The 24,919-nt window shown below is 55.9% G+C and carries 20 protein-coding genes; 10 read left to right on the top strand and 10 right to left on the bottom strand.

The features are described 5' to 3' along the window. The first annotated feature begins 127 nt into the window (after positions 1 to 127). The 4 genes from ACKVOS_RS10655 to ACKVOS_RS10640 all read left to right on the top strand — a co-directional run bounded on the left by ACKVOS_RS10655 (position 128) and on the right by ACKVOS_RS10640 (position 7,616). Positions 128 to 2,644 (top strand): TonB-dependent receptor, encoded by a 2,517-nt coding sequence (locus ACKVOS_RS10655; RefSeq protein ID WP_409211988.1) that lies wholly within the window; start codon positions 128 to 130, stop codon positions 2,642 to 2,644. 105 nt (positions 2,645 to 2,749) lie between these two features. Next, the gene (locus tag ACKVOS_RS10650) at positions 2,750 to 4,255 is read left to right on the top strand and encodes a tryptophan halogenase family protein (protein WP_409211987.1); all 1,506 of its coding nucleotides are present in this window, start codon (positions 2,750 to 2,752) and stop codon (positions 4,253 to 4,255) included. Positions 4,256 to 4,258: 3 nt separating this feature from the next. Beyond that, the gene (locus tag ACKVOS_RS10645; protein WP_409211986.1) at positions 4,259 to 5,617 is read left to right on the top strand and encodes a putative 2OG-Fe(II) oxygenase; all 1,359 of its coding nucleotides are present in this window, start codon (positions 4,259 to 4,261) and stop codon (positions 5,615 to 5,617) included. Between the two features lie 19 nt (positions 5,618 to 5,636). After that, positions 5,637 to 7,616: a beta-galactosidase gene (locus tag ACKVOS_RS10640; RefSeq protein ID WP_409211985.1), complete on the top strand. Its 1,980-nt coding sequence runs from the start codon at positions 5,637 to 5,639 to the stop codon at positions 7,614 to 7,616. A gap of 164 nt (positions 7,617 to 7,780) precedes the next feature. On the opposite strand, the gene ACKVOS_RS10635 is transcribed toward ACKVOS_RS10640, so the two are convergent. Together ACKVOS_RS10635 and ACKVOS_RS10630 are read right to left on the bottom strand one after the other, a co-directional pair. Further along, complete coding sequence (locus ACKVOS_RS10635; protein ID WP_409211984.1) at positions 7,781 to 9,343, bottom strand: peptide chain release factor 3; 1,563 nt, start codon at positions 9,341 to 9,343, stop codon at positions 7,781 to 7,783. Between the two features lie 62 nt (positions 9,344 to 9,405). Continuing rightward, on the bottom strand, positions 9,406 to 10,029 hold the full coding sequence (locus ACKVOS_RS10630; RefSeq protein ID WP_409211983.1) for a TetR/AcrR family transcriptional regulator: 624 nt from the start codon (positions 10,027 to 10,029) through the stop codon (positions 9,406 to 9,408). A 102-nt stretch (positions 10,030 to 10,131) separates the two neighbouring features. Between ACKVOS_RS10630 and ACKVOS_RS10625 the strand changes: the two genes are divergently transcribed. Continuing rightward, the gene (locus ACKVOS_RS10625) at positions 10,132 to 12,474 is read left to right on the top strand and encodes a TonB-dependent receptor (RefSeq protein WP_409211982.1); all 2,343 of its coding nucleotides are present in this window, start codon (positions 10,132 to 10,134) and stop codon (positions 12,472 to 12,474) included. A 53-nt stretch (positions 12,475 to 12,527) separates the two neighbouring features. On the opposite strand, the gene pheT is transcribed toward ACKVOS_RS10625, so the two are convergent. The 7 genes from pheT to ACKVOS_RS10590 all read right to left on the bottom strand — a co-directional run bounded on the left by pheT (position 12,528) and on the right by ACKVOS_RS10590 (position 19,363). Further along, on the bottom strand, positions 12,528 to 14,912 hold the full coding sequence (gene pheT / locus ACKVOS_RS10620; RefSeq protein ID WP_409211981.1) for a phenylalanine--tRNA ligase subunit beta: 2,385 nt from the start codon (positions 14,910 to 14,912) through the stop codon (positions 12,528 to 12,530). Then, the gene (gene pheS, locus ACKVOS_RS10615) at positions 14,909 to 15,985 is read right to left on the bottom strand and encodes a phenylalanine--tRNA ligase subunit alpha (protein ID WP_409211980.1); all 1,077 of its coding nucleotides are present in this window, start codon (positions 15,983 to 15,985) and stop codon (positions 14,909 to 14,911) included. The genes pheT and pheS overlap by 4 nt, the downstream gene beginning before the upstream one ends. A gap of 81 nt (positions 15,986 to 16,066) precedes the next feature. Continuing rightward, positions 16,067 to 16,432: a 50S ribosomal protein L20 gene (gene rplT, locus ACKVOS_RS10610; protein WP_160354255.1), complete on the bottom strand. Its 366-nt coding sequence runs from the start codon at positions 16,430 to 16,432 to the stop codon at positions 16,067 to 16,069. 34 nt (positions 16,433 to 16,466) lie between these two features. Next, on the bottom strand, positions 16,467 to 16,667 hold the full coding sequence (gene rpmI, locus ACKVOS_RS10605; protein WP_143777146.1) for a 50S ribosomal protein L35: 201 nt from the start codon (positions 16,665 to 16,667) through the stop codon (positions 16,467 to 16,469). A gap of 106 nt (positions 16,668 to 16,773) precedes the next feature. Further along, positions 16,774 to 17,661: a helix-turn-helix domain-containing protein gene (locus ACKVOS_RS10600; RefSeq protein ID WP_409211979.1), complete on the bottom strand. Its 888-nt coding sequence runs from the start codon at positions 17,659 to 17,661 to the stop codon at positions 16,774 to 16,776. Then, positions 17,649 to 18,428 carry an inositol monophosphatase family protein gene (locus ACKVOS_RS10595; RefSeq protein WP_409211978.1) on the bottom strand — a complete coding sequence of 260 codons (780 nt, stop codon included), beginning with the start codon at positions 18,426 to 18,428 and terminating at the stop codon, positions 17,649 to 17,651. The genes ACKVOS_RS10600 and ACKVOS_RS10595 overlap by 13 nt, the downstream gene beginning before the upstream one ends. Beyond that, positions 18,428 to 19,363 (bottom strand): ribose-phosphate pyrophosphokinase, encoded by a 936-nt coding sequence (locus ACKVOS_RS10590; protein WP_409211977.1) that lies wholly within the window; start codon positions 19,361 to 19,363, stop codon positions 18,428 to 18,430. Before ACKVOS_RS10590 ends, ACKVOS_RS10595 begins: the two co-directional genes overlap by 1 nt. Before the next feature lie 111 nt (positions 19,364 to 19,474). Between ACKVOS_RS10590 and ACKVOS_RS10585 the strand changes: the two genes are divergently transcribed. The 5 genes from ACKVOS_RS10585 (at position 19,475) to ACKVOS_RS10565 (ending at position 24,003) form a co-directional block, all read left to right on the top strand. Further along, on the top strand, positions 19,475 to 21,130 hold the full coding sequence (locus tag ACKVOS_RS10585; protein WP_409211976.1) for an NAD+ synthase: 1,656 nt from the start codon (positions 19,475 to 19,477) through the stop codon (positions 21,128 to 21,130). 168 nt (positions 21,131 to 21,298) lie between these two features. Then, positions 21,299 to 21,958, top strand: a complete 660-nt coding sequence (locus ACKVOS_RS10580) for a TonB family protein (protein ID WP_409211975.1) — start codon at positions 21,299 to 21,301, stop codon at positions 21,956 to 21,958. A gap of 63 nt (positions 21,959 to 22,021) precedes the next feature. Then, positions 22,022 to 22,405 carry a hypothetical protein gene (locus tag ACKVOS_RS10575; protein WP_409211974.1) on the top strand — a complete coding sequence of 128 codons (384 nt, stop codon included), beginning with the start codon at positions 22,022 to 22,024 and terminating at the stop codon, positions 22,403 to 22,405. Beyond that, positions 22,402 to 23,373, top strand: coding sequence for a bifunctional diaminohydroxyphosphoribosylaminopyrimidine deaminase/5-amino-6-(5-phosphoribosylamino)uracil reductase RibD (ribD, locus tag ACKVOS_RS10570; RefSeq protein WP_409211998.1), 972 nt, complete (start codon positions 22,402 to 22,404; stop codon positions 23,371 to 23,373). Before ACKVOS_RS10575 ends, ribD begins: the two co-directional genes overlap by 4 nt. An 18-nt stretch (positions 23,374 to 23,391) precedes the next feature. After that, positions 23,392 to 24,003, top strand: a complete 612-nt coding sequence (locus ACKVOS_RS10565; protein WP_409211973.1) for a riboflavin synthase — start codon at positions 23,392 to 23,394, stop codon at positions 24,001 to 24,003. 22 nt (positions 24,004 to 24,025) lie between these two features. Here the strand turns inward: ACKVOS_RS10565 and ACKVOS_RS10560 are convergent, their stop codons facing one another. Further along, the gene (locus tag ACKVOS_RS10560; protein WP_409211972.1) at positions 24,026 to 24,697 is read right to left on the bottom strand and encodes a DUF1134 domain-containing protein; all 672 of its coding nucleotides are present in this window, start codon (positions 24,695 to 24,697) and stop codon (positions 24,026 to 24,028) included. Between the last annotated feature and the right edge of the window lie 222 nt (positions 24,698 to 24,919).

The following is a 24,919-nucleotide window of genomic DNA, read 5'->3' as shown; positions in this document are numbered from 1 at the left end:
TTGGCGAGGCGAGAATTTTATGCAAAGGTTTGCGTAAATATTCTTGCAAACGATTTCCAAATGGCTATCAGGCGGAGTGGAGGCGCGCAAAACTGTGCCCGGATTTGGACTCATTGGGGAGGATGATATGAAAATATCCCGTTTACATGGTTACGCATCGGCGATTGCGCTGTGCACAGCATTGGTTGCCGCACCTGCATTCGCTCAGGATGAAGCGGCTGGTGATGAAGAAGTTTCCAGTCTTGATGAAATCGTCGTGACGGCATCTGGTCGTGACCAGACCAAGATCGAAACATCCGTGTCGGTCACCAGTATCGATGCACAGCTTATCCAGGATTTTCAGCCCAGTTCAGAAGCCGAAGTTTTCAAACTGATCCCCGGCATCCAGGTGCCCGGCACGTCGGGTCCGGGTGGTAACTCGAACATTGCCGTGCGTGGTCTGCCGGTCGCAACGGGCGGAGCGCCCTTTGTGCAATTGCAAGAAGATGGCCTGCCCGTTGTGCTGTTTGGCGATATCCAGTTCGGTAACAACGACTATTGGACACGATTTGATCCATCGGTCGCAACGATTGAGGCGGTTCGCGGTGGTTCGGCAACCACTTTCGCTTCACAGGCCCCAGGTGCCGTTATCAACTACATCAGCAATTATGGTCGCGAAGAAGGTGGCTATATCGAGCTGAAAAAGGGCATCGACTACAGCGAGACCCAGCTTAACTTCCGCTATGGCGGCAGCTTGACCGACAGCATGAATTTCCATGTTGGCGGTGCATTCAAGCGCGGCCGCGGCCCATTGAACGCCGGTTACAATCTCAGTGACAGCATTCAGGTCAAAGCCAATGTCACCAAGGAATTTGGTGACGGCAAAGGCTATTTTCGCCTGTTGTTCAAATATGCCGACACGGCTGAACCAAATTACACAGGCGCACCGGCGCTCGCCACAATCAGCGGCGGCAAGGTCAGCAATGTGCGTCCTTTCCCCGGTTTTGACGGTCGCAAGGATACGAATTACTCGCTCTATAACCAAAGCTTCCTGATCTATAATCGTGAAGGCGTTTTGGAACGCGTCAAGATGGACGGGATCACCACAAAGCAAAAGACCATTGGCGCACAGTTCCATTATGAACTCAGCGACAATATCACCGTCGACAATAACGCACGTTATGCGGATTTGAGCGGCGGTTTTGCATCGCCATTCCTTGGCATTGCAACGACGGCAAGTGTGCTGGGATCGACCGTAAATGGCCGCACGGTGCAGGCAATAAGGATCGCCAGCGGCCCGAATGCCGGACAACTTTATACGAACACCTATCTCGACAATAACGTGAATGTAAAAACAAACATTCGCGATCTCGGCAGTTTTGTAAACGACCTTACGGTCGCCGGAAAATATGATGTGGGCTTTGCTGATTTGACGGCCCGTGTCGGATATTTCTATATGGACCAGACCATTGCGATGGACTGGCACGTCAATAAATCCTTGCGTGAACTGAGCGGAAATAATCCCTCGCAGCTTGATCTGTTTGATAGCGCGACTGCAACAGCAGCGGCAAACAAAATCACCGAAGAAGGCATATCCGGTTACAACAATAACTGGGGAAGCTGCTGTGCGCGTGACTATGATTTGACGTACACTAATACGGCACCATATGCACAATTGGTGTTGGATAACGACACCTTCAATCTGGACGGCAGTGTCCGTTTTGAAAAGGTCAAAGCGTCCGGCTACACAATTGCCGGCGGCCCCGAATTTAACGTAAATTCGAACGGCGTGCTTATCCCGACTATTACCGCCAATGGCGCGCGCGAAGTGCTCGATTACAGCCGCAGCTATACCAGCTGGACGGCGGGCGCCCTTTGGAAAGCAACAGCTGATCTGTCTCTATTCGGTCGCGCTTCGCGTGGCGGACGTTTCAATAGCGACCGTCAGACTGTAAGCGGGAAATTCAATCCTGACGGCAGCTTGTGCACCCGTGCACAGGCAACAGCGCTGGCGTGTACAGATGGCGTGACGCCGTCGGTCGATTTCGTCAACCAGTATGAAATCGGCGTTAAGAACCGTGGCAATCTGGGTGATGGACGCTACACCGTGGAATTCACCTTGCTCAAAGGTGACTTCAAGCGCAGCGATTTCGAACCGACGACAACGGGCATTTGCCCCGGTGGCGGTTGCGTCATCGACAATAGTTTCAAGACACAGGGCGCCGAATTTTTTGCCACCCTGCGCTTGGGCGGGTTCAATTTCATCGCCAACGCAACTTACACCAAAGCGAAACAGAAGTTCACTTCGACCCGCAATGGAACGCAGGTTGCCGGATCGTCAAGCTTTGGCCGCGCACTGAATATCCCCGATCTCAGCTATTCGCTGTCGGCCAATTATGACATTGCCGAAATCGCGACGGTAGGTGTCACGGCAGTGGGACAGTCCAGCACCTTTGATGGCGCGCTGACATATCCGGGCAAAACGGTCTTCAATACCAATTTGAAGATCATGCCGCTTGAAAATATCGAAGTGGGCCTCAACGTCTACAATCTGTTCGATACCTATGACTCGCGCGGTAACGGCAACGGAACCTTTGGCGGCGGCATAACCGGAACACCGGTCATTGGCCGGACGCTGACCGGTTCGGTGCGCTTCAGCTTCTAAACCAATCCCGGAGGGTCGCACCTCCACCGGGTATGAAGCGGGTCTGGCGGCGAGAGCTTCCGGACCCGTTTTCGTTGCAAAAACAAGTAGCGGGCGTAACGGGAAATGATGACGGACAAGCGTATCGAATCGATTGTAATAGTCGGCGGCGGGTCGGCCGGATGGATGACCGCAGCCGCGCTGTCGAACAGCCTGCGGCTAGGGTGCAAGATCTCGCTGATCGAATCGGACGATATCGGCACCGTCGGTGTGGGAGAGGCCACGATCCCGCCCATCCGCACGTTCAATGAAATGCTCGGCATTGATGAACGGGAGTTCGTGAAAGCAACGCAGGGCTCGTTTAAGCTGGGGATCGAGTTTGTCGACTGGGGACATCTCAGTAACCGCTATTTTCACCCCTTTGGACCGCATGGCCGGGCGTTCGATATCGTCGGCCTTCACCATTATTGGCTGAAGGCGCGCGAGGCAGGAGAGACAGCCGCGTTCGACGAACATAGCATGGCGTGGGCGCTGGCAAAGGCCAGACGGTTTACGCGGCCGGGGCAAGATCCGCGCAATGTGCTGTCGACCTTTGACTATGCCTATCATTTCGACGCCGGGCTCTACGCCCGTTATCTGCGGCGCTATTCCGAGGAGCGCGGTGTTGTACGGGTCGAAGGCAAAATCGCTTCAGTCGCACAAAATAGCGAAAGCGGATTTGTCGAGGCGGTTCAACTGGAGGATGGCCAGGTCTTTACCGCTGACTTGCTTATCGACTGTTCGGGCTTCCGCGGGCTTTTGATCGAAGGCAGTTTGCAAACCGGCTATGAAGACTGGTCGCATTGGTTGCCGTGCGACCGCGCAGTCGCCATGCCTTGTGCAAAGGCAGGCGATTTTACGCCCTATACCCGTTCCACCGCCCGCGCCGCCGGGTGGCAATGGCGCATCCCGCTGCAGCACCGGACAGGCAATGGCTATGTCTATTGCAGCCAGTTTATATCGGACGAAGAAGCCGAGACGATGTTGCGGGCCAATCTGGATGGGGAGGCGCTGGCCGGGCCGAACCGCTTGCGCTTTACCACCGGCCGGCGGAAGAAATTCTGGAACAAGAATGTCATCGCCATCGGCCTGTCGAGCGGCTTTATGGAGCCGCTCGAATCGACCAGCCTGCATTTGATCCAAGCGGGCATTTCGAAACTTTTGGCGCTGTTTCCTGACAAGGATTTTAATCCGCTGCTCGCCGACGAATACAACCATATTGCGGTGACCGAATTTGAACGCATCCGCGACTTTCTGGTGCTGCATTACAAACTCACGACCCGCGACGACAGCGAATTGTGGCGTTACTGTGCGCATATGGACATCCCCGATACACTGCAATTCAAGATAGACCATTTCAAAAGCTATGGCCGCCATATCGCACGGGACATGGATTTGTTCGGCCCTCCCAGTTGGCTCGCGGTGCATATCGGACAGGGCAATATTCCCGAAGCGGTCGACCCGCTGTTTGACTATCGCGGTATTGACGGCCGGGAATGGCTGGGCAAGTTGCGCGGCGCGATGCAGTTTGAAGCCGAGCGTCAGCCGAGTCATCAGCAGTTTATCGACCAGCATTGCAAGGCAGGCAGCTAAACCGTGGACGCCGTCGCGCTGTTCCGGACAGCCTGTCAGGCGCGGCAGATTCAGAATATTGAAGGTGCGGTCGGGGCAATTGATGCGGCGCAAAAGGCAGCGCCAGACGATCCATTGATAGCCGCCGTTCGCGCAACTCTGCACTATGAAAGCTGGCGTCCGGCATCCGATTTATATGCCCGCGCAGCCGCGTTGAATCCCCAGGATTTCGAGCTACGCCGCAATCAGGCACTTGCGCTGCAATCCGAAGGAGACGGGCAGGGCGCGCAGGCATTGCTGGAAAAGGATTTGCGTGGGCGACCGGATTGGGTCGACGGGCACGCCACCCTGTCGCGCATCCGGCAAACCAGCGGTGAGGCCGGACCCCATGACCGGAGCTTTGCCCAAGCTTGCGCCCGACCGGACGCGCCGCTCGCTCTACACCTTGCCTGGTTTCACAATGCGGCGATCGCAAAGGAATGGGGGAAAGTCGGTTCGATACTTGAGTTTGCGGAGCGCACATTTCCCGATCAGCCCAGCTTGCGTGCCGCCCGCTTTTATTGTGCGGCCGAAACCGGAGATGACGAAAATGCGGAGACGGTCCTTGCCGAAATCGCGGGCGTGACCGATCCCGGCTTCGATCTGTGCCGTGTGCGTTTTCATCTTCGTCGGGGGCAATGGGCCGAGGCCGAACGGTGCGCGCGCCGCCATATCGGGACCCCGGCTGGCGCGATGTTCTGGCCTTATCTATCGCTCATATGGCGTGTGACGGATAACGCGCTGGCGCACTGGCTGGATGGTGCGCCGCCCTATTTGTCGGTCATCGATCTCGATTTTTCGCCGGAACAGCTGACCGGACTGGCAGAAGTGCTGCGTCGCTTGCATATTTTGCTGGCACCCTATCCCGAACAATCGGTGCGCGGCGGCACGCAGACTGATCGCCCGCTATTCTTTAATCCCGATCCTGTTGTGCAGACCGCACGCCGAACGATCATGGATGCTGTGCGCGGCTTTGTGGATGCGCTTCCGCCGCATGACCCGCACCATCCCTTGTTGGCACCCGACCGCTCCACACTGCTGCTAGACGGAAGCTGGTCGGTCCGACTGACGGGTAAAGGCTTTCACGCCAGCCATAGCCATGTGAACGGCTGGATCAGCTCGGCCTTTTATGTCGCCTTACCCGACCAACCGGGACCGCCGCCGTCTGGCCATTTCGCGCTGGGCACGCCGCCGCCGGAACTGGGCCTTGACCTGCCAGCCTATCAAACCGTTCAGCCTAAGCCCGGTCGATTGGTCCTGTTCCCGTCATCCATGTGGCACAGCACCATTCCCTTCGATGCCGGGGAACGGCTGACCATCGCATTTGATATCAAGCGTCCGTGAATCTCTTGCTCTGGGCGGAATGTTCAGTAACAAGACCAATATGCTTGGCGTTTGCTATTATCCCGAACATTGGCCTGAACATATGTGGGTCCGCGATGCGCAGCGGATGCGCGATCTTGGTCTGACCTATGTGCGGATCGGCGAATTCGCTTGGGGCCGCGTAGAAAAGAGCGAAGGCCAGTTCACATGGGAATGGATGGACCGCGCCATTGATACATTGGGTGAGGCCGGGCTAAAGGTCGTCCTTGGCACGCCCACGGCAACCCCGCCCAAATGGCTTTGCGAAAAATACCCCGAAATCTTGCCGGTCGACATCGACACCGGCCTGCGTCGTGGCTTCGGTTCGCGCCGCCATTATGATTTTTCCAGTGAAACCTATCTTGCACAGGCAGAACGCATCAGCGCGGCCATGGCACGGCGTTACGGCGCACATCCTTATGTCACGGGTTGGCAGACCGACAATGAACTCTGCTGCCACGATACAACGCAAAGCGCGTCACCCGCGGCACGCGATGCATTCCGGCTATGGTGCGCCGGACGCTACGGGACAATTCAGGCGCTGAATGCCGCATGGGGCAATGTGTTCTGGTCGATGGAATATGACAGCTTTGACCAGATCGAACTGCCTTTCTTCACGGTATGCGAAACAAATCCCGCCCACCGGCTCGCCTACCGCCGCTTTGCTTCGGATCAGGTGGTACGCTTTCATGACGTCATGATCGCCGCCATCCGCGCACATGCGGGCGAGCAGCAATGGGTCACGCACAATATCATCCCGCCTGCAACGACCGGCGTCGATAATGCCGCGCTGACACGGGGGCTCGATTTTGTAAGTTACGACAATTATCCGCTCGGCTTTTCAGACCAGTTGATGGCCAAGGCACCGGCTTCGGAATGGCAGCCCTTCATGCGAACGGGGCATCCCGATTTGGCGGCGTTGAATTTCGATTCGGTGCGCGGGCTTTCCAAAGATGCCTGGTGGGTGATGGAGCAACAGCCTGGCCCGGTGAATTGGGCTCCGCACAATCCGCGCCCGGCACCCGGCATGATCCGCCATTGGACGTTGCAGGCCTTTGCGCATGGCGCGGCCTGCGTGGCCTATTTCCGCTGGCGGCAGGTGCCCTTTGCGCAGGAACAGATGCATGCGGGATTGCTGCGGCCCGATGACCAGCCTTCGCCCGCTTGGCTGGAGGTGGAGCAGGTAGCGCGTGAAATGGCGCTGCTGGGTGATCTGTCGGTAGTGCCTGAAAAGGCACCGGTAGCGTTGCTGGTCGATCCGGCCTCGGCGTGGGTTGACGATATCGAGCGACAAGGTGCGAGTTATCGCTATCCGGCGGTTGTATTCCAATATTATGGCGCGCTGCGGGCACTGGGGCTGGATGTCGATATCCTGTCTGCAGGCGATGTGCCGCTCGACGGATATAAGTTGATCGTCGCTCCGACGCTTGCCATGCCCAACGAAACAACTGTTGAAACATTGCGGGCGAGTGATGGCTTGCTCCTTTTCGGACCACGTTCAGGCGCAAAGACACAGGAGTTTTCCATTGGCGACGGCCTGCCGCCCGGCCCGTTGCGGGAATTTGTGCCGGTAAAGGTCATCGCAGTAGAGACATTGCGCCCGGACTGTGCCGGGGCTCTTCATTATAACGGCGAGCATTTCGAAAGCGGTCGCTGGCGCGAAACAATTGAAGCAGGCGATACGGAAATTGTGGCAACCTACGAAGACGGTGCTCCTGCTGCCATTCGTTCGGGCCGCAGCACTTATATAGCGACTCTGACCGATGACGCTTTTCTGAAAAGCGTGTTGGTCCGGCTGTGCGCCGAAGCGAGTATTCCGGTCACGCCGTTGCCGCCGACCTTGCGCTTACGCCGTCGGGGCGGAATGACATTTGCGTTCAATCTGGCTGATGAACCTGCCCATGTACCTGCATCCGAAGGCGCGGATTTTGTGCTGGGTGGCGCTCAGATCGAGCCATTTGGGGTTGCCGTCTGGCGGTAATCTTAAGCCTAGGGATATCGAAAAACCCCTTCTCCTTTTTAATCTCAATACTCGGCGCACTCTGCGTGAATTCATATCAAGGGGCCACATGGCTCACGCAAAGTTCGCAGAGTCCGCCGAGTTTTAATAGATGAGAACAAGGGTATTGGCCCGAAAGGTTGCAATCAGCGCTCTTTAGTTGCGCTGAATTTCAAATCAGGATGCTTTTCCTGCTGGTACCCTACATCCCATGCTGATCGCGCCATAAACACCGGATGGCCGTCGCGATCCTTGGCCATGTTGCCGCCGTTGAACGATGCGAACTGGGTCAGGTCGGCGTCGGTCCCGATCAACCAGCGCGCAGTGTCATAAGGGGCGGCCTCCAGAAAGGCATCGACCTTATATTCGGCCTCCAGACGAGAAATCAGCACATCAAGCTGTAACTGGCCCACGACGCCGATGATCCAGTTCGAACCGATTTCCGGATAGAAAACCTGAATCACACCTTCCTCGCTCAAATCGTCGAGAGCCTTGCGTAACTGCTTGGTCTTGGTGGGGTCACGCAGGACTACGCGGCGCAAGATTTCCGGGGCGAAATTGGGCAAGCCGGTAAAGCGCACCTCGTTACGTTCGGACAAGGTGTCGCCGACCCGCAATGTGCCGTGGTTCGGAATACCTATGATATCGCCCGGTTCCGCGCTGTCGGCGATTTCCCTGTCCTGCGCGAAAAACAGGATGGGGGAGTGGATCGCGACCGGCTTGCCCAGGCCCGATGGGGTCAGTTTCATCCCGCGTTTGAAGGTCCCTGAACACAGTCGCATAAAGGCAATCCGGTCGCGGTGCTGCGGGTCCATGTTGGCCTGCACCTTGAAGATAAATCCGGTCACTTCCTTGCCCGAAGGGTCGATCACACCTTTGGAACTGGGCTGCGGTCGGGGCGGCGGGGCAAATGCGGCAATGGCGGTGATAAGCTCGATCACGCCAAACTCTTTCAACGCGGATCCGAAATAAACCGGGGTCAAGTCGCCGTTCTGAAATGCGGTCAGATCGAATTCCGAATAGCCTGCCTGTGCAAGCTCCGCTTCTTCACGTAACCGTGCGACGCCCTGCGAAGAGAGTACATCGCTCAGGCTATTCGCATGCAGGCCTTCATGGTCGCTGACTTTGCCTTCAAAGGCTTTGCTGTCGCCCGATGGCTGGCTCAACCGGCCGCTGGTGAAATCATAGAGCCCTTCAAATTCGCCGCCCATGCCGACGGGCCAGTTCATTGGGCACACATCAAGTGCCAACGCGTCGGCGACTTCGTCTATGGTTTCAAATGCGGCGCGGCCTTCGCGGTCGACCTTGTTGACAAAGGTGATAATCGGCACCGAACGCAAGCGGCACACTTCGAACAATTTGCGGGTCTGCGGTTCGATCCCCTTTGCGGCATCGATCACCATGATCGCAGAATCGACGGCTGTGAGCGTGCGATAGGTATCTTCGGAAAAATCCTCATGCCCCGGCGTATCAAGCAGGTTAAAGACAATGCCGTCTTTTTGGAAAGTCATCACTGAAGAAGTCACAGAAATGCCGCGCTGCTGTTCGATCTTCATCCAGTCTGATCGCGCGCGCCGCGCCTGCCCGCGTGCTTTGACCTCACCGGCCAAATGGATTGCCCCGCCTTGAAGCAATAGCTTTTCAGTCAATGTCGTTTTACCGGCATCGGGGTGGGAAATAATGGCAAAGGTGCGGCGGTTCAGCGTCATGCGCGCCGCTTAGATGGAATTGCCCGCAATTGGAACCGGTAACCGTGCGGATTGGCGCAGCTTTACCGTTTCAACCCGTGGGTCAGGAAGTCGGCGGCAATCTGGGCCACTTCATTGGCATCGCGGTCGTCCCCCATGACGCCATAGCGCAAGCCCAGAAATACGTTCATGCCGACAATGGCCCATGCATGTATTTCTTCGACGTCGGAACGGACCTGGCCCTTTTCAGCAGCGTCTTTCAGGCTGGCGACATAGCCTGCAACCGTGTTTTCATAATGCGCCCGGTAGCTTGGGGGATCGACAAACTCGGCTTCGTCGATGATCCGGTATAATTCCTTGTGCCGGCGCACAAAGCGCAAGAACTCAGCTAAACCCTTGCGCTCGCCATCGAGGCGGTCGGGTTCCGCGGCCATGACGGGACCGACGGTATTGCGCACCTGTGCCGACATGTCGCGGACCAGCGCCTGAAACAGCGAATCTTTCGAATCAAAATAGGTATAAAAGCTTCCCAGAGCGACCCCTGCGCGCTGCGTAATGCTGACCACCGAACTTTCGTGAAACCCTTTTTCCCCGAACTCGGCCGCGGCTGCGTCGAGCAGCAAGCGCAACGTTTTGCGCCCGCGTTCGGTACGGGGAACTTTACCTAAAGGTGTCATTGTTGCTGATATGCCACGTTCTGTGGGCATTCTCCAGCCTTCCTCTCACTTAAAGTTGAAACATGGTTCAACTTTCACTATAGACCAATTCCAGAACGGGTAAAGACCCGCTTTTCTGCAGGAGAGTGACTTATGAAATCCCCTAAAATCTCTTTCGTTCGCGCCGTTTTATTGGCCGGGATTGCCGCACCAGGCATTTTCAGCGCCGCCCCCGTTTTGGCGCAAGAAGCTGGTGAATCCGCGACCAGCAGCGATGAAATCATTGTAACTGCCCGCCGTCGCGAAGAAAGTCTGCAAGATGTTCCGGTGGCCGTGACCGCTTATTCAGGCGCGCAACTGGAAGCCGCCGGTGCGCTGGATATCACGGATATCAGCGACACGACACCCAACGTCACGCTCGAAAATTCACGCGGCACCAATTCCACTTTGACCGCCTTCATTCGCGGCGTTGGTCAGCAGGATCCGGTATCGGGCTTTGAAGCAGGGGTTGGTATCTATCTTGATGATGTCTATCTCAATCGGCCACAGGGCGCCGTGCTGGACATCTATGACGTTGAACGTATCGAGGTTCTGCGCGGCCCACAGGGTACGCTTTATGGTCGCAACACCATCGGTGGCGCGGTCAAATATGTCACGCGTCGGCTTTCGCAGGATTTTGCGCTCAAGGCGCGTGCGACATATGGCACATTCGATCAGGCCGATGGCGTATTGACCGCTTCGGCACCCATCAGCGACCTTGTTCGCGTGGGCGGTTCGGTTGCGCGACTTTCACGCGGCGGTTTTGGCGATAATCTAAACCTTACTGGCGTAGAAAATTACAACAAGGATGTCTGGGCGGCGCGTGGCAGCGTCGAACTGGGCGGCTATGGCGAACCTGTATTCATCCGCCTTTCAGGCGATTATACGCGCGACAAATCGGATGCGCGCAATGGCCATCGCCTCATTACCAGCCTTTTGTCGGCTGCGCCTGTCTTGAACGATGTCTTTGATACCCGTTCCGGTTTGAACACGCCGAAACAGGATGTGAAAGCCTATGGCCTGGCCATCAATGCGGAGGTTAATCTTACAGACAATCTGACGCTCAAGTCGATCAGCGCATGGCGCAAGGACCGCAGTTTTACGCCCATCGACTTTGACTCTTTGCCTGCGATCGACGTTGACGTCCCGGCGGTCTATCGCAACGAACAGGTAAGTCAGGAATTCCAGCTTCTCTATGAAGGTGACAGGCTTAATGGTCTGGTGGGTTTCTATTATCTGGATGCAGACAGCTCGACCCAGTTTGACGTAATTCTTGGAACGACCGGTCCGCTTTTGGGCCTCCCCGGTCTTAATGCCTTTACCGAAGGTGAAGTGAAAACCAAGACATGGTCGGTTTTCGGCGATTTCACTTTTGATTTCAGTGACCAGTTCGCCGCATCGGTCGGCGGGCGCTATACAAGCGACGAGCGAAGCTCGCGCATATTGCGCCAGACAAAGATAGGTGGCAGCTCCCCGATTTTTGGCGGAACGGCCATCCCGATTGCAACCGTAACGAATTTCGACGGGTCGGCGAAATTTAGCGATTTCAATCCACGCGCCTCGCTCAGCTTCAAACCGAATAGCGATCATCTATTTTACGCCAGCTACGCGCAAGGGTTCAAGGGCGGTGGTTTTGACCCCCGCGGCGACGCCCGCATCGCCCCCGATACAGACCGCAACGGCGTTCGCAGCTATGAGGAAATCTATGATTTCTTCCTGTTCGATCCAGAAACCGTCGATAGCTATGAATTGGGCTGGAAGGGCAGCTTTGAAGGCGCTCGCATTGCCATCACCGGTTTTTATGGCGACTATAAAAATGTGCAGATCCCGGGATCGGTCGGTGTCGATGCCAATGGCGACGGGATATTCGAAAGCTTTGCCGGGGTAACCACCAATGCGGCGAAAGCCACATTCAAAGGTGTCGAATTTGAATCTTTCTCGCGCTTTGCAGACGGATTTGCAGGCGAAGGATCGGCGATCACTTTTGCCGGTACGATCGGCTATATCGACGGGCAATATGACCGCTTCATTGTGAACAATGTCGATGTGTCAAACTTGCGGCGAATTCAAAACACCCCGAAGTGGACAATATCTGGGACTCTGGGTTTAGAGCTCGGGGCATTCAATGCGTCGACCACCTACAGCTATCGCAGCAAGACCAACCAGTTTGAAGTACCGAGCCCGTTCCTCGACCAAAAAAGCTATGGCTTGCTTGACGGTAGCCTGACCTGGTCGAGCGATGACGACCGTTTCAGCGTCGGCCTGCATGGCAAGAATATATTGGACAAGGAATATATCACTTCAGGTTACCAGTTCCTGCAGGTTGCCCCTGATGGAACGCCATTGCGTAACGCGACAACCGGCAATGTCATCCCGTCGCTCGGCCGTGAGGGCATTGTAACGGCATTTTACGGGAACCCGCGCCAGGTGTTTATCACTGCTGGCTTCAAATTCTGATCTGGATTTCGGGAACAAGAAAGGGGGCCGGGCGACATGCACCGGCCCTTTTTTTATCCGCGTAAAACGCCGCCCAGCTTGGCAGCAGCGGCAATGACGCGGTCCGATATGGCTTTCAGATCTTCATCGCCATAGCTTTTGTCTAGCGGTTGCAGGGTCACTTCTACGGCCAATGATTTCTGACCCTCTGCAACACCCTGCCCTGCAAATAGGTCGAATAGCCGGACAGCAACGATATTGTCCTTATCACATCCCTTGATTGCGCGAACCAAATCGCCGCTTGCAACATCCGCCGCCACCAGAAATGCAAAATCGCGCGTTACCGCCTGCAATGCCGGTGGTGTGAACGCGGTGCGCATGAACCCGGTGGGCTTTTTGACGGGTATGGCATCCAGAAAAATTTCGGCGGCCATCACTGGTCCGTCCAGATCAAACGCTTTGGCTGTCACAGGATGGAGTGCGCCGAATGCTGCCAGAATATTCTTGGGTCCCATCCGCAACGTTGCCGACTGCCCGGGGTGATAATGCGCCCCTGCATCTCCCATGACCATCAGTGTATCGACAGCAACGCCGGCCGCCGACAAGAGCGCCTGAACCTCTGCCTTGGCATCAAATGCGTCAAACTTCGTTGCTTTTCCACTGGCCCAGTCACGCTGGGCCTTGTCGCCCGATAACACAAAAGCAGCGGTCAGTTTTTCGCTGTCCGGCAAATAGCGGCGGCCGATCTCGAACAGACCGACAGATGACGCGCCACGATTCATATTGCGCTGTGCCGCCGACAAAAGACCCGGAAGCAAGGACGGCCGCATGACTTTCATATCTTCGCTGATCGGATTGGCCAGCGACCAATGGCCACCACCAAAAGCTGCAGCCTCTTTTTCGGGCAGGAACGACCAGTTGATGGCTTCGTTCAAACCACGCGCAGCCGCCGTCCGGCGCACCTTGCGTTCAATCTTTTGCATCGGCGTTGCCGTTGGTTTGGCCACCCCTTCGTCCCGAGGCAACGGGGTCGAAGGCACATTGTCTAACCCGACCATCCGAACCACTTCTTCGACAATGTCTGCAGATCCCTCGACGTCACGACGCCAGCTGGGCGGTGTGACGTGCCAGTCTGGCGTCACTAAAAAGCCGAGCCTTTCCAGAATGTTGCGTTGATTGTCCGGCGCCACGGAAACACCGCCAAGGCGCAGACAATGTTGCGGGTCATAGGAAATGTTGCGCGGCGCAACTGGCGGTGAGCCCGCACGGGTGATCGCGCTGGCCTGTCCGCCGCATATGGCGATTACCAAATTCGTTGCGATTGCAAGGCCATCGTCCAAAAATGCGGGGTCGACACCCCGTTCAAATCGTTGCCGTGCATCACTGGTCAAAGTCAGCTTCTGTCCGGTGCGTGCGATATGTTCAGGGGTAAAGAAGGCGCATTCGATGAGCACATCGGAGGTGCCTTCGGATACGCCCGAATGTTCGCCGCCCATAATGCCGCCGATATCGTGGACCATGCTATCGTCGGCAATCACCGTCATGCTGCTATCGAGCGTATAGGTCTTGCCATTCAACGCCAGCACTTCTTCGCCATCCGTCGCCTTCCGCGCGACTAGGGACCCGGATAATTTCGCACGGTCATAGACGTGCAGCGGGCGGCCCAAATCGATCGAAACGAAATTGGTAATGTCGACCAGTGCCGAAATCGGCTTTTGGCCGATTGCGTGCAAACGGTCACGCATCCATTGCGGCGCGGGTCCGTTCACGACGCCCGAAACCGCCTGTGCATAAAAGGCCGGGCATCCTTCGGGATCCTGCGTGGCTACATCCGGGGCAGGACCGTCGCCCGCAACCGGCGCAAGCGAATCGAAGCGATACACCTCATGCAGCGGACGCAGCTTGCCAAGGCCTGCCGCGGCCAGATCGCGGGCAATTCCGCGCACACCCATGCAATCTTGGCGATTGGGGGTGATGCTGACATCGATTACCGGATCGTCCAAACCCGCCCATTTGGCGTATACTTGTCCGACAGGGGCGTCGTCCGGCAGTTCAATGATGCCATCATGATCATCGCCCAGCTCCAGTTCCGCGATGGAGCACATCATCCCGTTGGATTCGACACCGCGAATGGCGGCGACTTTCAACACCATGCCATTGGCAGGCACGACCGCACCGGCGGGGCCAAAAACCCCCAGCATGCCAGCGCGTGCATTGGGCGCGCCGCAGACGACCTGCAACGGCTCGCCGCCGGCTTCGACCGAAAGCACCTGCAATTTGTCCGCTTGCGGATGCGGGGCAGCGGTCAGGACGCGTGCGATACGGAATGCCGACAGTTTTTCGGCCGGGTTGTCGATACTTTCGACCTCATGGCCGATGCGGTTCAACACGTCGGCAACGCCTTGGGCGTCTGCTTCGGTATCGAGATGCTCCTTGAGCCAGCTTAGCGAGAATTTCATGCCGATACTCCTCCGCTCAAGGTGGGAACATCCAGCGCGCCAAATCCATAGTGCTTCAACCAACGCAGATCGCCGTCGAAAAAGGCGCGGAGGTCGTCCATGCCATATTTCAACATTGCCAGACGGTCGACACCGACCCCGAAGGCGAAGCCTTGGTAAATGTCCGGATCAAGCCCACAGGCCGAAATCACTTTGGGATGGACCATGCCGGAGCCCAGAAGCTCCATCCATCCACCGGCACCGCCCAGGATGCGCTTGCCATTTTCCAGCGAGAAACTGACATCCACTTCGGCCGAAGGCTCGGTGAAGGGGAAATAGCTTGGCCGTAAACGAATGGTCAGATCATCACGTTCGAAAAAGGCTTTTAGGAAGGTTTCCAGCGTCCATTTGAGGTGGCCGAGATGTATTCCCTTGTCGATGACCAGACCTTCAATCTGGTGGAACATCGGGGTGTGTGTCGCGTCGCTATCGCTGCGGTAGACGCGCCCGGGTGCGATGATCCGGATCGGGGGTTCTTGTGACGTCATTGTGCGGATTTGCACAGGGGATGTGTGTGTACGCAGCAGCTTTGCCGCTCCATCTGCGCCTTCGGGAAAATAGAATGTGTCGTGCATCGCACGCGCCGGATGGGTCTCCGGAATATTGAGCGCCGTGAAATTGTGCCAGTCATCCTCGATTTCCGGGCCTTCAGCAACTGCGAAGCCCATATCGGCAAAGATTTCTGCAAGCTCGTCCATCACTTGGGACACCGGATGAACCGATCCTTGCGGCCTGGAAGGGGCGGGAAGGGTCATATCGACACGTTCGGTTGATAATCGCGCGTCCAATGCCGCAGTTTCAAGCGCGACCTTTTTGGAAGCAAGGGCGTTCGAGACATTTTCGCGCAAGCCGTTAATGATCGGACCCTGCACTTGTCGTTCTTCGGGTGACATGCCGCCCATGGTTTTGAGCAAGGCCGAAACGCTTCCCTGCTTGCCAAGTGCCGAAATGCGAACAGCCTCCAGCTCTTCGGCAGAATCGGCAGCATCGATTGCGGCGATCAAATCATTTTGTAAAGTTGCTGTGTCGGTCATCTCAGTTTGCCTGCATAAGCAAAAGGGCGCGAACGGCAAGTGCCGCCCACGCCCTTTTGCGCATTTTTCGAAGTTTGAGGGTTAAGCCGCTTTCGCCAACGCCGCCTTCGATTGCGCGATGATCGTGCTAAACATTGCTGCTTCGTTCATCGCGAGGTCGGCCATAACTTTGCGGTCCAGTTCAATCCCGGCCAGTTTGACGCCGTGCATGAATACGCCATAGGTCATACCCTCGGCACGAACAGCGGCGTTGATGCGCTGGATCCACAAAGCGCGGAAATTGCGCTTGTTTACCTTGCGGTCGCGATAGGCATATTGGCCGGCCTTTTCGACGGCCTGCCGCGCGACGCGGATCGTATTTTTGCGACGGCCATAATAGCCCTTCGCCTGTTCCAAAATTCTTTTATGTTTGGCTTTGGTGGTCACACCACGTTTGACGCGTGCCATAATCTATATCCTTTCGTGCAAATGATCGCTGGTCTTACAGACCGTAAGGCGCCCATTTTTTGATTGTCTTGGCATCGGGATCAGAGATCACGCTGGTGCCACGGTTCTGGCGGATATATTTCGCATTATGGCTGCTCAAACGGTGCCGTTTTCCAACGACGCCATGTTTGATCTTGCCGGTTGCGGTGAGTTTGAAGCGTTTCTTCACACCGCTCTTGGTCTTGAGCTTGGGCATTTTGGTCTCCTTTGTTGAGTCCGTATCAAGCCGACATGGCAGCCCTATTGGCCAGCCTGCTTATTCGGAAGGCGCGCGCCTAGCGGGATTCGGGCAGGAATGCAAGCTAATGCTTGTCGGACAATCCCGGACCCTGCAATGCTTGCAGGGGATGGCCCACATGTTCCGCACGGGCCAGCGTCGCGGCGATACTGATCGGGCGGGGCATGGCGAGATACTGGCCAGGGGCCATCCCCATGAATTCCTGAAAATCGCGGTTGAAATGGGCCTGGTCGAAATATTGATCGTCCAGTGCCACGGACCATTTCAATTCAGGGTCCATCATAACGCTGCCCAATGTTCGCAAAAAGCGCTGTCGACGCAAAAGCCGCTTTGGCGGAAATCCGAATATCCGCCGCGACAGGCGTTCCAGCCGTTGTTGGCCGATACCCGTCAGATCGGCCAAGTCTGCAACGCTGCTTATGTCGGGATTGGCCAATGCCTCATGGATGTTTTCGATCTCGATTTCCAAAGGATCGGCCACCCGGATGGCTTGGGCCAGCATCTGGTCAAACATCTGCGCCAAATCTTGCGGATCTTCCCGCCCGCGCATTTCCCGCCAGATTTTTTCAAATATTTTAAATTCGGCCACGCCTTCAATTGCTCCGACCTTGTTGGCCCAACGGTCCGCGGGGCAGCCGATAAGGCGATACCAACCTAATGGCAAGAGCCCTATTCCGACGAGCTTGAGCTGTTCAAAAAAAATGCGGGCGGCTTTTCCGGTGGGGCCGGTCATGTTGATGTCCGGCGTCGGCAAAGGCGGGTCGCCAATGATACTGCCCCGTGAAGAGCCGGATAATGTAAAATGTGCGCTGGCCCATTCGGGGTGCAACAAATCTTCCATTTCGCCGGTTTCGCTGGTGAAATCAAAAAAATAATAGGTCGAAACATACCGGCGCAGCGCCAGCGCCGGCAATATGAAATGGACTGGATTGATGCGCTTTAATGATCGCATGTCAGGGCCTCCAGCACGTCTTCCAGCCGTGCGGGATCGCCCACTGCGATGATATGTCCATCCGAAGCCGCGTGCAGCGGCTCCCCTGACCAATCGCTTATCATGCCACCCGATCCCATTATTACAGGCACTAAAGCAGCAAAATCATGCAGCTTCAAGCCAGCTTCGACGACAATGTCGATATGTCCGCTGGCAAGAAGCGCGTAATTGTAACAGTCGCCGCCAAAAAGCATTTTTTTATGGGCCGTTTTGGCGGCGAGAGCCATGAAGTGGTCGCCATCATGTTGCGAGAAATATTGCGGGCCGCTGGTCGCCAGCGTGGCTTCGGCAAGCGCCCGGCAACTCCGGCTGGTCGCAGCCATGCCGTTTAGGGTTGTCGGATAGCCTGTGACTCCTAACCAGCGTTCCCGATTGATACATTGGTCAATCACACCCAAAACCGGCCAGCCGTCTTCCAACAAAGCTATCAAAGAACCAAATATCGGTCGGCCCGCCATGAAACTTACGGTTCCATCAATCGGGTCAATGATCCAGGTTCGGCCTGAACTTCCCGGTTTTTCTCCATATTCTTCACCGATGATCGCATCGCGTGGGCATTCGGCGTCCAATATCCGTCGGATAGCGGCCTCTGCCGCCCGATCTGCTTCGGTGACGGGAGACGCATCCGCCTTGGATTCATGGCCGAAAGCGGATCGGAAAAACGGCCGAATAGCCTCGCCTGCCGCTTCGGCTAACTGATTTGCAAGGATGATATCGGCCGGGGTCATCAGTCAAACAAAGAACTGACCGAGCTTTCATCCGCAATGCGCTTTATCGCTTCACCAAGTAATGGAGCGATCGGCAGTTGCCGGATTTTCTCGCTGTTTTGCGCTGCATCCGATGCGACGATCGAATCGGTAATGACGAGCTTGCGTAAAGAGGATGCATTCACCCGGTTAACCGCTTCACCGGACAAAACGCCGTGGGTAATATAGGCCACCACATCGGAAGCTCCGGCGACTTTCAACGCATCTGCAGCGTTGCACAGCGTTCCGGCACTATCGGCGATATCGTCAATCAAGATACAAAACCGGTCCTTCACATCGCCGATGATATTCATGACCTCGGAAACGCCGGCTTTTTCGCGGCGTTTGTCGACAATCGCGAGCGGGGCGTCTTCAAGGCGCTTGGCCAACGCGCGGGCGCGGACCACGCCGCCGACGTCGGGCGATACAACTGTTATATTTTTGTCCGCATGGCGCGACAAAATATCTGCGCTCATCACCGGTGCGCCATAAAGATTGTCGGTCGGGATATCGAAAAAGCCTTGAATCTGGCCGGCGTGAAGGTCGACGGTCAGCACCCGGTCAGCACCTGCCTCGGTAATAAGATTGGCCACCAGCTTTGCAGAAATCGGGGTCCGTGGTCCGGGTTTTCGGTCTTGTCGCGCATAGCCAAAATAAGGCAGAACCGCCGTAATCCGTTTCGCAGATGCCCGGCGAAGGGCATCGATCATAATCAGCAATTCCATCAGATTGTCGTTGGCGGGGTGGCTGGTCGACTGGATCACGAACATATCTTCGCCGCGCACATTTTCGTGGATTTCCACGAATATTTCATTGTCAGCAAAACGACGGACGCTAGCGTCGGTAAGGGGCAGGCCCATATATTCGGCAATCCCTTTGGCCAAGGGCAGATTACTGTTCCCCGTCATCAATTTCATGTGTGCGTTCCCCGAAAATTATGCCCTGCAGGTTTGTCGGCCGCTCTAGCGAGAGTGAGCCGTTCTGACAATCGGCTTGCTCCCTTACATTGTGGACAATAAACAAGGGCAATGACAGACCAACTCACAATCGCGATGGCGCAAATCAATCAACGGGTTGGCGACCTGTCCGGCAATGCACAGGCTATGCTGGAATGGCGGGCCAAGGCGCCAGGGGCAGACTTAATCGTATTTCCCGAACAGCAACTCATCGGATATCCGGCCGAAGATCTTGTTCTAAAGCCAATTTTTGCCACCAAAGCCGCCGCGCAATTGGCCGAACTTGCGCTGGCAACGGCAGATGGCGGCCCTGCTATGCTGGTCGGTTCCATTTTTGCGGAGGCAGGCGGGATTTATAATGGAATGGCGCTGCTTGATCATGGCCGCATTGCCGCGGTGCGTTACAAGCATGAGCTGCCAAATTATGGCACATTTGATGAAAAGCGCATTTTTACGCCAGGCCCTTTACCCGAGCCCGTGGACTTCAGAGGCGTCAAGCTTGGTTTGCCGATCTGTGAAGATGGCTGGTTACAACCGGTATCAACCCATCTTGCCGGACTTGGGGCGGAAATCCTTATATCCGCCAACGGAAGCCCTTATGAAATCGACAAAGATGACCGCCGGCTCGAGCAGGTTTTTGGTGCGCGTGTCGCCGAAACCGGCCTTCCGCTCCTGTTCTTGAATCGTGTCGGCGGACAGGACGAACTCGTGTTCGACGGCAGTTCCTTCATTCTTAACGCTGATGGTAGCGCCGCACACCGTCTTTCAGACTGGGTAGAAGAGCTGCGGGTTACCCATTGGACCCGCAAAGACGGCGGCTGGATATGTGACACCGGGACTCTCGCGGTGTGGGAAGAACATCCCGCCGATATCTACAGCGCTATGGTCACCGGACTGCGTGATTATGTGAATACCAATCGCTTTCCGGGTGTTGTTCTCGGGCTCTCCGGCGGCATTGATAGCGCGATTTGCGCTGCAATCGCGGCCGACGCTCTTGGCCCGGATCGCGTTTGGTGCGTTATGTTGCCGAGTCGTTTCACCAGCCAGTCAAGTTTGGACGATGCCGCGGAATGTGCACAGATGATTGGTTGCACGCTTGATACGATTCCGATCTCTCCTGCGGTGGACGCATTTGACGCCATGCTGTCAGGCAGTTTTTCGGATCGGGACGTCGATATAACCGAAGAAAATGTGCAGTCCCGAATTCGCGGCGTTACCCTGATGGCTCTGTCCAACAAATTTGGTCATATGTTGATGACCACAGGTAACAAGAGCGAGATGAGCGTAGGATATGCGACCATTTATGGCGATATGGCAGGTGGCTACAATCCGATCAAAGATGCCTATAAAATGACGGTTTTTGGCATTTCCAAATGGAGGAATGCCAACAAACCGCGGATCGGGTTGGGCCCGGATGGGCCCGTTATGCCCGATTCCATTATCAGCAAGCCACCAAGCGCCGAATTGCGCCCCGATCAGAAGGACAGCGATTCCTTACCTGACTATCCAATACTCGATAAGATGCTGCACGCGCTCGTGGAGGAAGAATTGTCTGTAGACGAGGTCGTTGCCCTGGGGTTTGATCGCGAGTCCGTCACCCGAATCGAACGGTTGCTTTATGTCGCGGAATATAAGCGCAGGCAGGCTCCACCAGGGGTAAAGCTGGGTACGCGCAATTTCGGTCGGGACCGGCGTTATCCTATCACCAACGCCTTTCGCAGCGGCTGATCTGCAAAGCCATATATGTGCCGTCTGCAGGGCATTTCGACCAAGCAGAATTAGCTTGAAAAAGCAGAGTTATAGTATAACATCACCTCTGCGAGACGAGTCCGGAGTGGTTCGTTAAAGCGCATGGCTCCGGCCCCCTCGCCACAACCGGGAGAGAGGAGAACCGCTATGAGTTATGTCCAAGAGAAACGGCGTGCCAATACAGTGGGCATGGGTGCCGCGATTTTCGTAAATGGCTCTATCATTCTGGCCGTGGCGCTTTCGCCGATCATCGCTGAAAGATTGCCCGGGCCAACGATCATTCAGGGCAAAAATATTCCCGAACCAACACCTATCAAAAAAGACCCCAAACCGGACGACAATGTTGCAAAGCCGGTGAAGCCCATTTTTGCACCCGATCCAATCATCGAAACAAAAACCCCGCAGGACCCGGGGCTGACAATGACCGGCGAATGGACAGATATTGGCTCGATTGGGACATCGGCGGGCGGTGATGACGAGGCAGGTTCGGCGTTCGGACATATTCCCAAAGTGCCGACGCCAATCTTCACGGCAGCTTTGCGCGATCCCCGCTTCGCGAAGGATTTTCAACCCGACTATCCGGTTGGAAAGCTACGCCTCGAAATCGAAGGCAGCGTGACGGTCCGCATTCTGGTGGGCACAGATGGAAGAGTGAGGCAGGTCCAGATACTTAGCGCAACCGATCCGGATTTTGCCCGGGCAACGGAGAAGCAGGCGTTGCGGGCCTGGCGTTTCAAGCCTGCGAAACGCGACGGCGTTCCGGTTGAAGACTGGCAAACACTAACAGTTCGCTTCGACATCAATTAGCAGAATAGGCGTGGCCTGATTCGAGTACTGGAAATCAGGCCGCGCCCCGACTATTGAGCGGATATGTCCTTCTTCAAAGATGTATCGCTCAAAAGCGCCGGCTCCGACCTGATCGGATTTTTGCGAACGTCAGGAAATCATAATCCTTGGCTGTTTCTGGCAGCTTGCGTTCCGACTGCAATCATCATCTACACATTCTATATTGATGCGCTGGAAAAAGCGACGCCGCCTCCGCGCGAAATCATTTATGTTGAAAGCTGGCCTGCGTCGCGGTCCATCGAAGAATCCAAAGCCGCGATTGCCGAGCGGCAAAAGATCAAAGACAAAATGATTGCACGTGAAAAGGAAGCCTACAAAGCCTTCGGCCGAGCGGTCGGGATGGATGTCGATCGAATTGAAAGAGAGGCCCGCGCCGAACAGGCCGCCACCAAGGGAGCGGAGAAATAACCTCGCGTCGGGACGAAAATTATATGGCGGCGGCGCTGGCGCTGGCCGAACGTGGCGTAGGCCGAACGGGGAACAATCCGTCTGTGGGTTGTATCATTGTCAAAGATGATATCGTTGTGGGCAGAGGATGGACCGGGCAGGGTGGAAGGCCGCATGCCGAGGCCGAAGCGCTTGCCCAGGCAGGGAGCCAGGCTATCGGCGCAACTGTCTATGTCACCTTGGAACCTTGCGCCCACGTGTCCAAACGGGGCCCCGCCTGTACGCAACTTTTAATCGATGCGCGGCCGGCAAGGGTGGTTGGCGCAATTGTCGATCCCGATCCGCGGACCGGTACAAAAGGCTTTGCCCGGCTCGAAGCGGCTGGAATAGCGGTTGAAACCGGCGTCATGGCGTCAGCGGCACGGACGCAATTGGCCGGCTTTTTCAGCCGATTGGAACGACAACGACCGTTTGTGACGTTAAAGCTTGCGACCTCGCTTGATGGACAAATTGCGCTGGCCAACGGTCAAAGCCGATGGATTACCGGGGCATCCGCCCGTGTCCACGCCCATGTCGAACGCGCACGATGTGATGCCATATTGGTTGGTGCCGCAACTGTCAGGATCGATGCCCCTGCGCTTGATGTCCGTCTGCCCGGACTCGAATATCGAAGCCCACGCAAGGTGATGCTCGGTAGTGGCACCGCACCGGACGGATGGGAAGCGCTGAGGTCGGTGGACGAAATTGCTTCACTGGACTGCAACTATTTGCTGGTGGAGGGCGGCGCAATGACCGCATCGGCCTTTTTGCGCGCCGGGCTGGTGGATCGTCTGCTTTTATACCACGCACCCATATTGATTGGTGCCGGAACAGCATGCTTGCGCGATATCGGTTTAGCGGATTTGGCGGATGCCCACGGGCATTGGTATAATATTCTGTCACGCCGTCTTGGCAATGATCGCGTCGAAGTCTACGACAAGATCGATTAAACTTAAGGCTTCTCTCTCATGTTTACGGGCATCATTACCGACATCGGCACGATCACATCTGTGGATCAACGCGGCGACCTTCGCCTCGTCATTTCCTGCCATTATAACATGGAAGATGTGGCCATCGGGGCATCGATTGCGTGCTCGGGCGTTTGTCTGACGGTCGTGGATAAAGGTGAAGGCTATTTTGCGGTCGACGCATCTGCGGAAACGATATCCCGCACGGCACGGGGATTGTGGCAGTCAGGCGTGCGGCTCAATCTTGAACGGGCGTTGAAAGTGGGCGACGAACTGGGCGGACACATTGTTACCGGCCATGTTGATGGCGTAGGCGAAATTGTCGAAAGTGATCCGGTCGGGAATAGCTGGAAAGTCGTTGTCGAAGCACCTGCAGCCCTTGCGCCCTATATTGCGGCAAAAGGTTCCATAACTGTCGACGGCATTTCGTTGACCGTGAACGAAATCGCCGATCAATCCAGCGGAATGGCGCGATTCACGCTGAATATCATTCCCCATACGGCACAGATGACAACGCTCGATACCCTTGCAGTCGGGCGTCAGGTGAATCTCGAGATCGATGTTCTTGCGCGCTATTTGAAAAGGATGGAAGATTTACGCGCCGCCGCGTGAAATTGTAGGTCCCTATCCTAGCCTAAAACGGCAGCCAGCGCTGCTTTTTAGAAAATTTCATATAACCGACATTGGCCCCCAGACGGAGCCCGGCGCCCACCCGTATCGGGATTAGGACAACATCGCCGCGGCGCAGATAACTGGCGTTGAAGCCTCCTACCAGATAGGCGACCCCTTCGCCGGAGGGGTAACGTCGGTAGATGTCTTCGGAATCATAGAGATTATATACCAGTACAAACGTACTGCCGGCGTTTGCTCCTGCATCAAATCCGATGGATGGACCTGTCCAATAGACCGGCTTTTGCCCCTCGACCTTATGGTTCAAAGTGCCTGAACCATAACGCAGCCCGACAACAAATGCGCCGCCACCTTCGCGTCCGACAATATATCCGTTTGGCCGACCCTGCTTTTTAAGAATGTCTTCGATCAATTTCCCCAATCCTTGGGCGCCTTTGCCAAACACCCCTTCAGCCGCGCCGATCAAATCATCTTCTTGGAATGTGGTTTGATCGGACGCCGCAGTTGGCGTGATCATCTTGTCCGAAGGCGCCGGTATCGGGTTTTCGGTAGGGATACCATCCTGCACCGTCACATTTGACTCAGACGGAGAGGCGGGTGGCGGCGTTCCTAGGTCTGCATCAATCGCTGTGTTGGGATCAACGGACGTAATTTGTGCAGTCGATGGGGTGTTCATGAAAAGGACCATTGCGACTATGAGCAAAGCCTGTTTCATGGTTTTTGCAATTCCCTGCTTATGTGCTTTCCTGTGCATCACGCACGTCTCCCATCAAATCTGACGCAAGCATATGAATCTTCAAGATGAGCGCACAATGAACGGGCGACCACCCGAGTCTTATTTGCGCCAGAGCGAATCCCGTCGGGCAATTTTCCGGCGGCTGCTCTTCTTCCATCAATA

This window comes from Sphingorhabdus sp. (assembly GCF_046154385.1).
Lineage (GTDB): Bacteria > Pseudomonadota > Alphaproteobacteria > Sphingomonadales > Sphingomonadaceae > Sphingorhabdus_B.
The sequence above is the reverse complement of the archived record's forward strand: the minus strand, read 5'-3'. Positions and strand labels throughout refer to the sequence as shown.

Bases quoted from the DNA above. Each gene is read 5' to 3' on its own strand.
- ACKVOS_RS10640 (WP_409211985.1), top strand. From the start codon at position 5,637: ATGTTCAGTAACAAGACCAATATGCTTGGCGTTTGCTATTATCCCGAA.
- ACKVOS_RS10595 (WP_409211978.1), bottom strand. From the start codon at position 18,428: ATGACCCCGGCCGATATCATCCTTGCAAATCAGTTAGCCGAAGCGGCA.
- rplT (WP_160354255.1), bottom strand. From the start codon at position 16,432: ATGGCACGCGTCAAACGTGGTGTGACCACCAAAGCCAAACATAAAAGA.
- ACKVOS_RS10590 (WP_409211977.1), bottom strand. From the start codon at position 19,363: ATGAAATTGATGACGGGGAACAGTAATCTGCCCTTGGCCAAAGGGATT.
- pheS (WP_409211980.1), bottom strand. From the start codon at position 15,985: ATGACCGACACAGCAACTTTACAAAATGATTTGATCGCCGCAATCGAT.
- ACKVOS_RS10635 (WP_409211984.1), bottom strand. From the start codon at position 9,343: ATGACGCTGAACCGCCGCACCTTTGCCATTATTTCCCACCCCGATGCC.
- ACKVOS_RS10625 (WP_409211982.1), top strand. From the start codon at position 10,132: ATGAAATCCCCTAAAATCTCTTTCGTTCGCGCCGTTTTATTGGCCGGG.
- ACKVOS_RS10580 (WP_409211975.1), top strand. From the start codon at position 21,299: ATGAGTTATGTCCAAGAGAAACGGCGTGCCAATACAGTGGGCATGGGT.
- ACKVOS_RS10600 (WP_409211979.1), bottom strand. From the start codon at position 17,661: ATGCGATCATTAAAGCGCATCAATCCAGTCCATTTCATATTGCCGGCG.
- ACKVOS_RS10585 (WP_409211976.1), top strand. From the start codon at position 19,475: ATGACAGACCAACTCACAATCGCGATGGCGCAAATCAATCAACGGGTT.
- ACKVOS_RS10575 (WP_409211974.1), top strand. From the start codon at position 22,022: ATGTCCTTCTTCAAAGATGTATCGCTCAAAAGCGCCGGCTCCGACCTG.
- ACKVOS_RS10655 (WP_409211988.1), top strand. From the start codon at position 128: ATGAAAATATCCCGTTTACATGGTTACGCATCGGCGATTGCGCTGTGC.
- ACKVOS_RS10560 (WP_409211972.1), bottom strand. From the start codon at position 24,697: ATGAACACCCCATCGACTGCACAAATTACGTCCGTTGATCCCAACACA.
- ACKVOS_RS10565 (WP_409211973.1), top strand. From the start codon at position 23,392: ATGTTTACGGGCATCATTACCGACATCGGCACGATCACATCTGTGGAT.
- ACKVOS_RS10650 (WP_409211987.1), top strand. From the start codon at position 2,750: ATGATGACGGACAAGCGTATCGAATCGATTGTAATAGTCGGCGGCGGG.
- pheT (WP_409211981.1), bottom strand. From the start codon at position 14,912: ATGAAATTCTCGCTAAGCTGGCTCAAGGAGCATCTCGATACCGAAGCA.
- ACKVOS_RS10630 (WP_409211983.1), bottom strand. From the start codon at position 10,029: ATGCCCACAGAACGTGGCATATCAGCAACAATGACACCTTTAGGTAAA.
- rpmI (WP_143777146.1), bottom strand. From the start codon at position 16,667: ATGCCCAAGCTCAAGACCAAGAGCGGTGTGAAGAAACGCTTCAAACTC.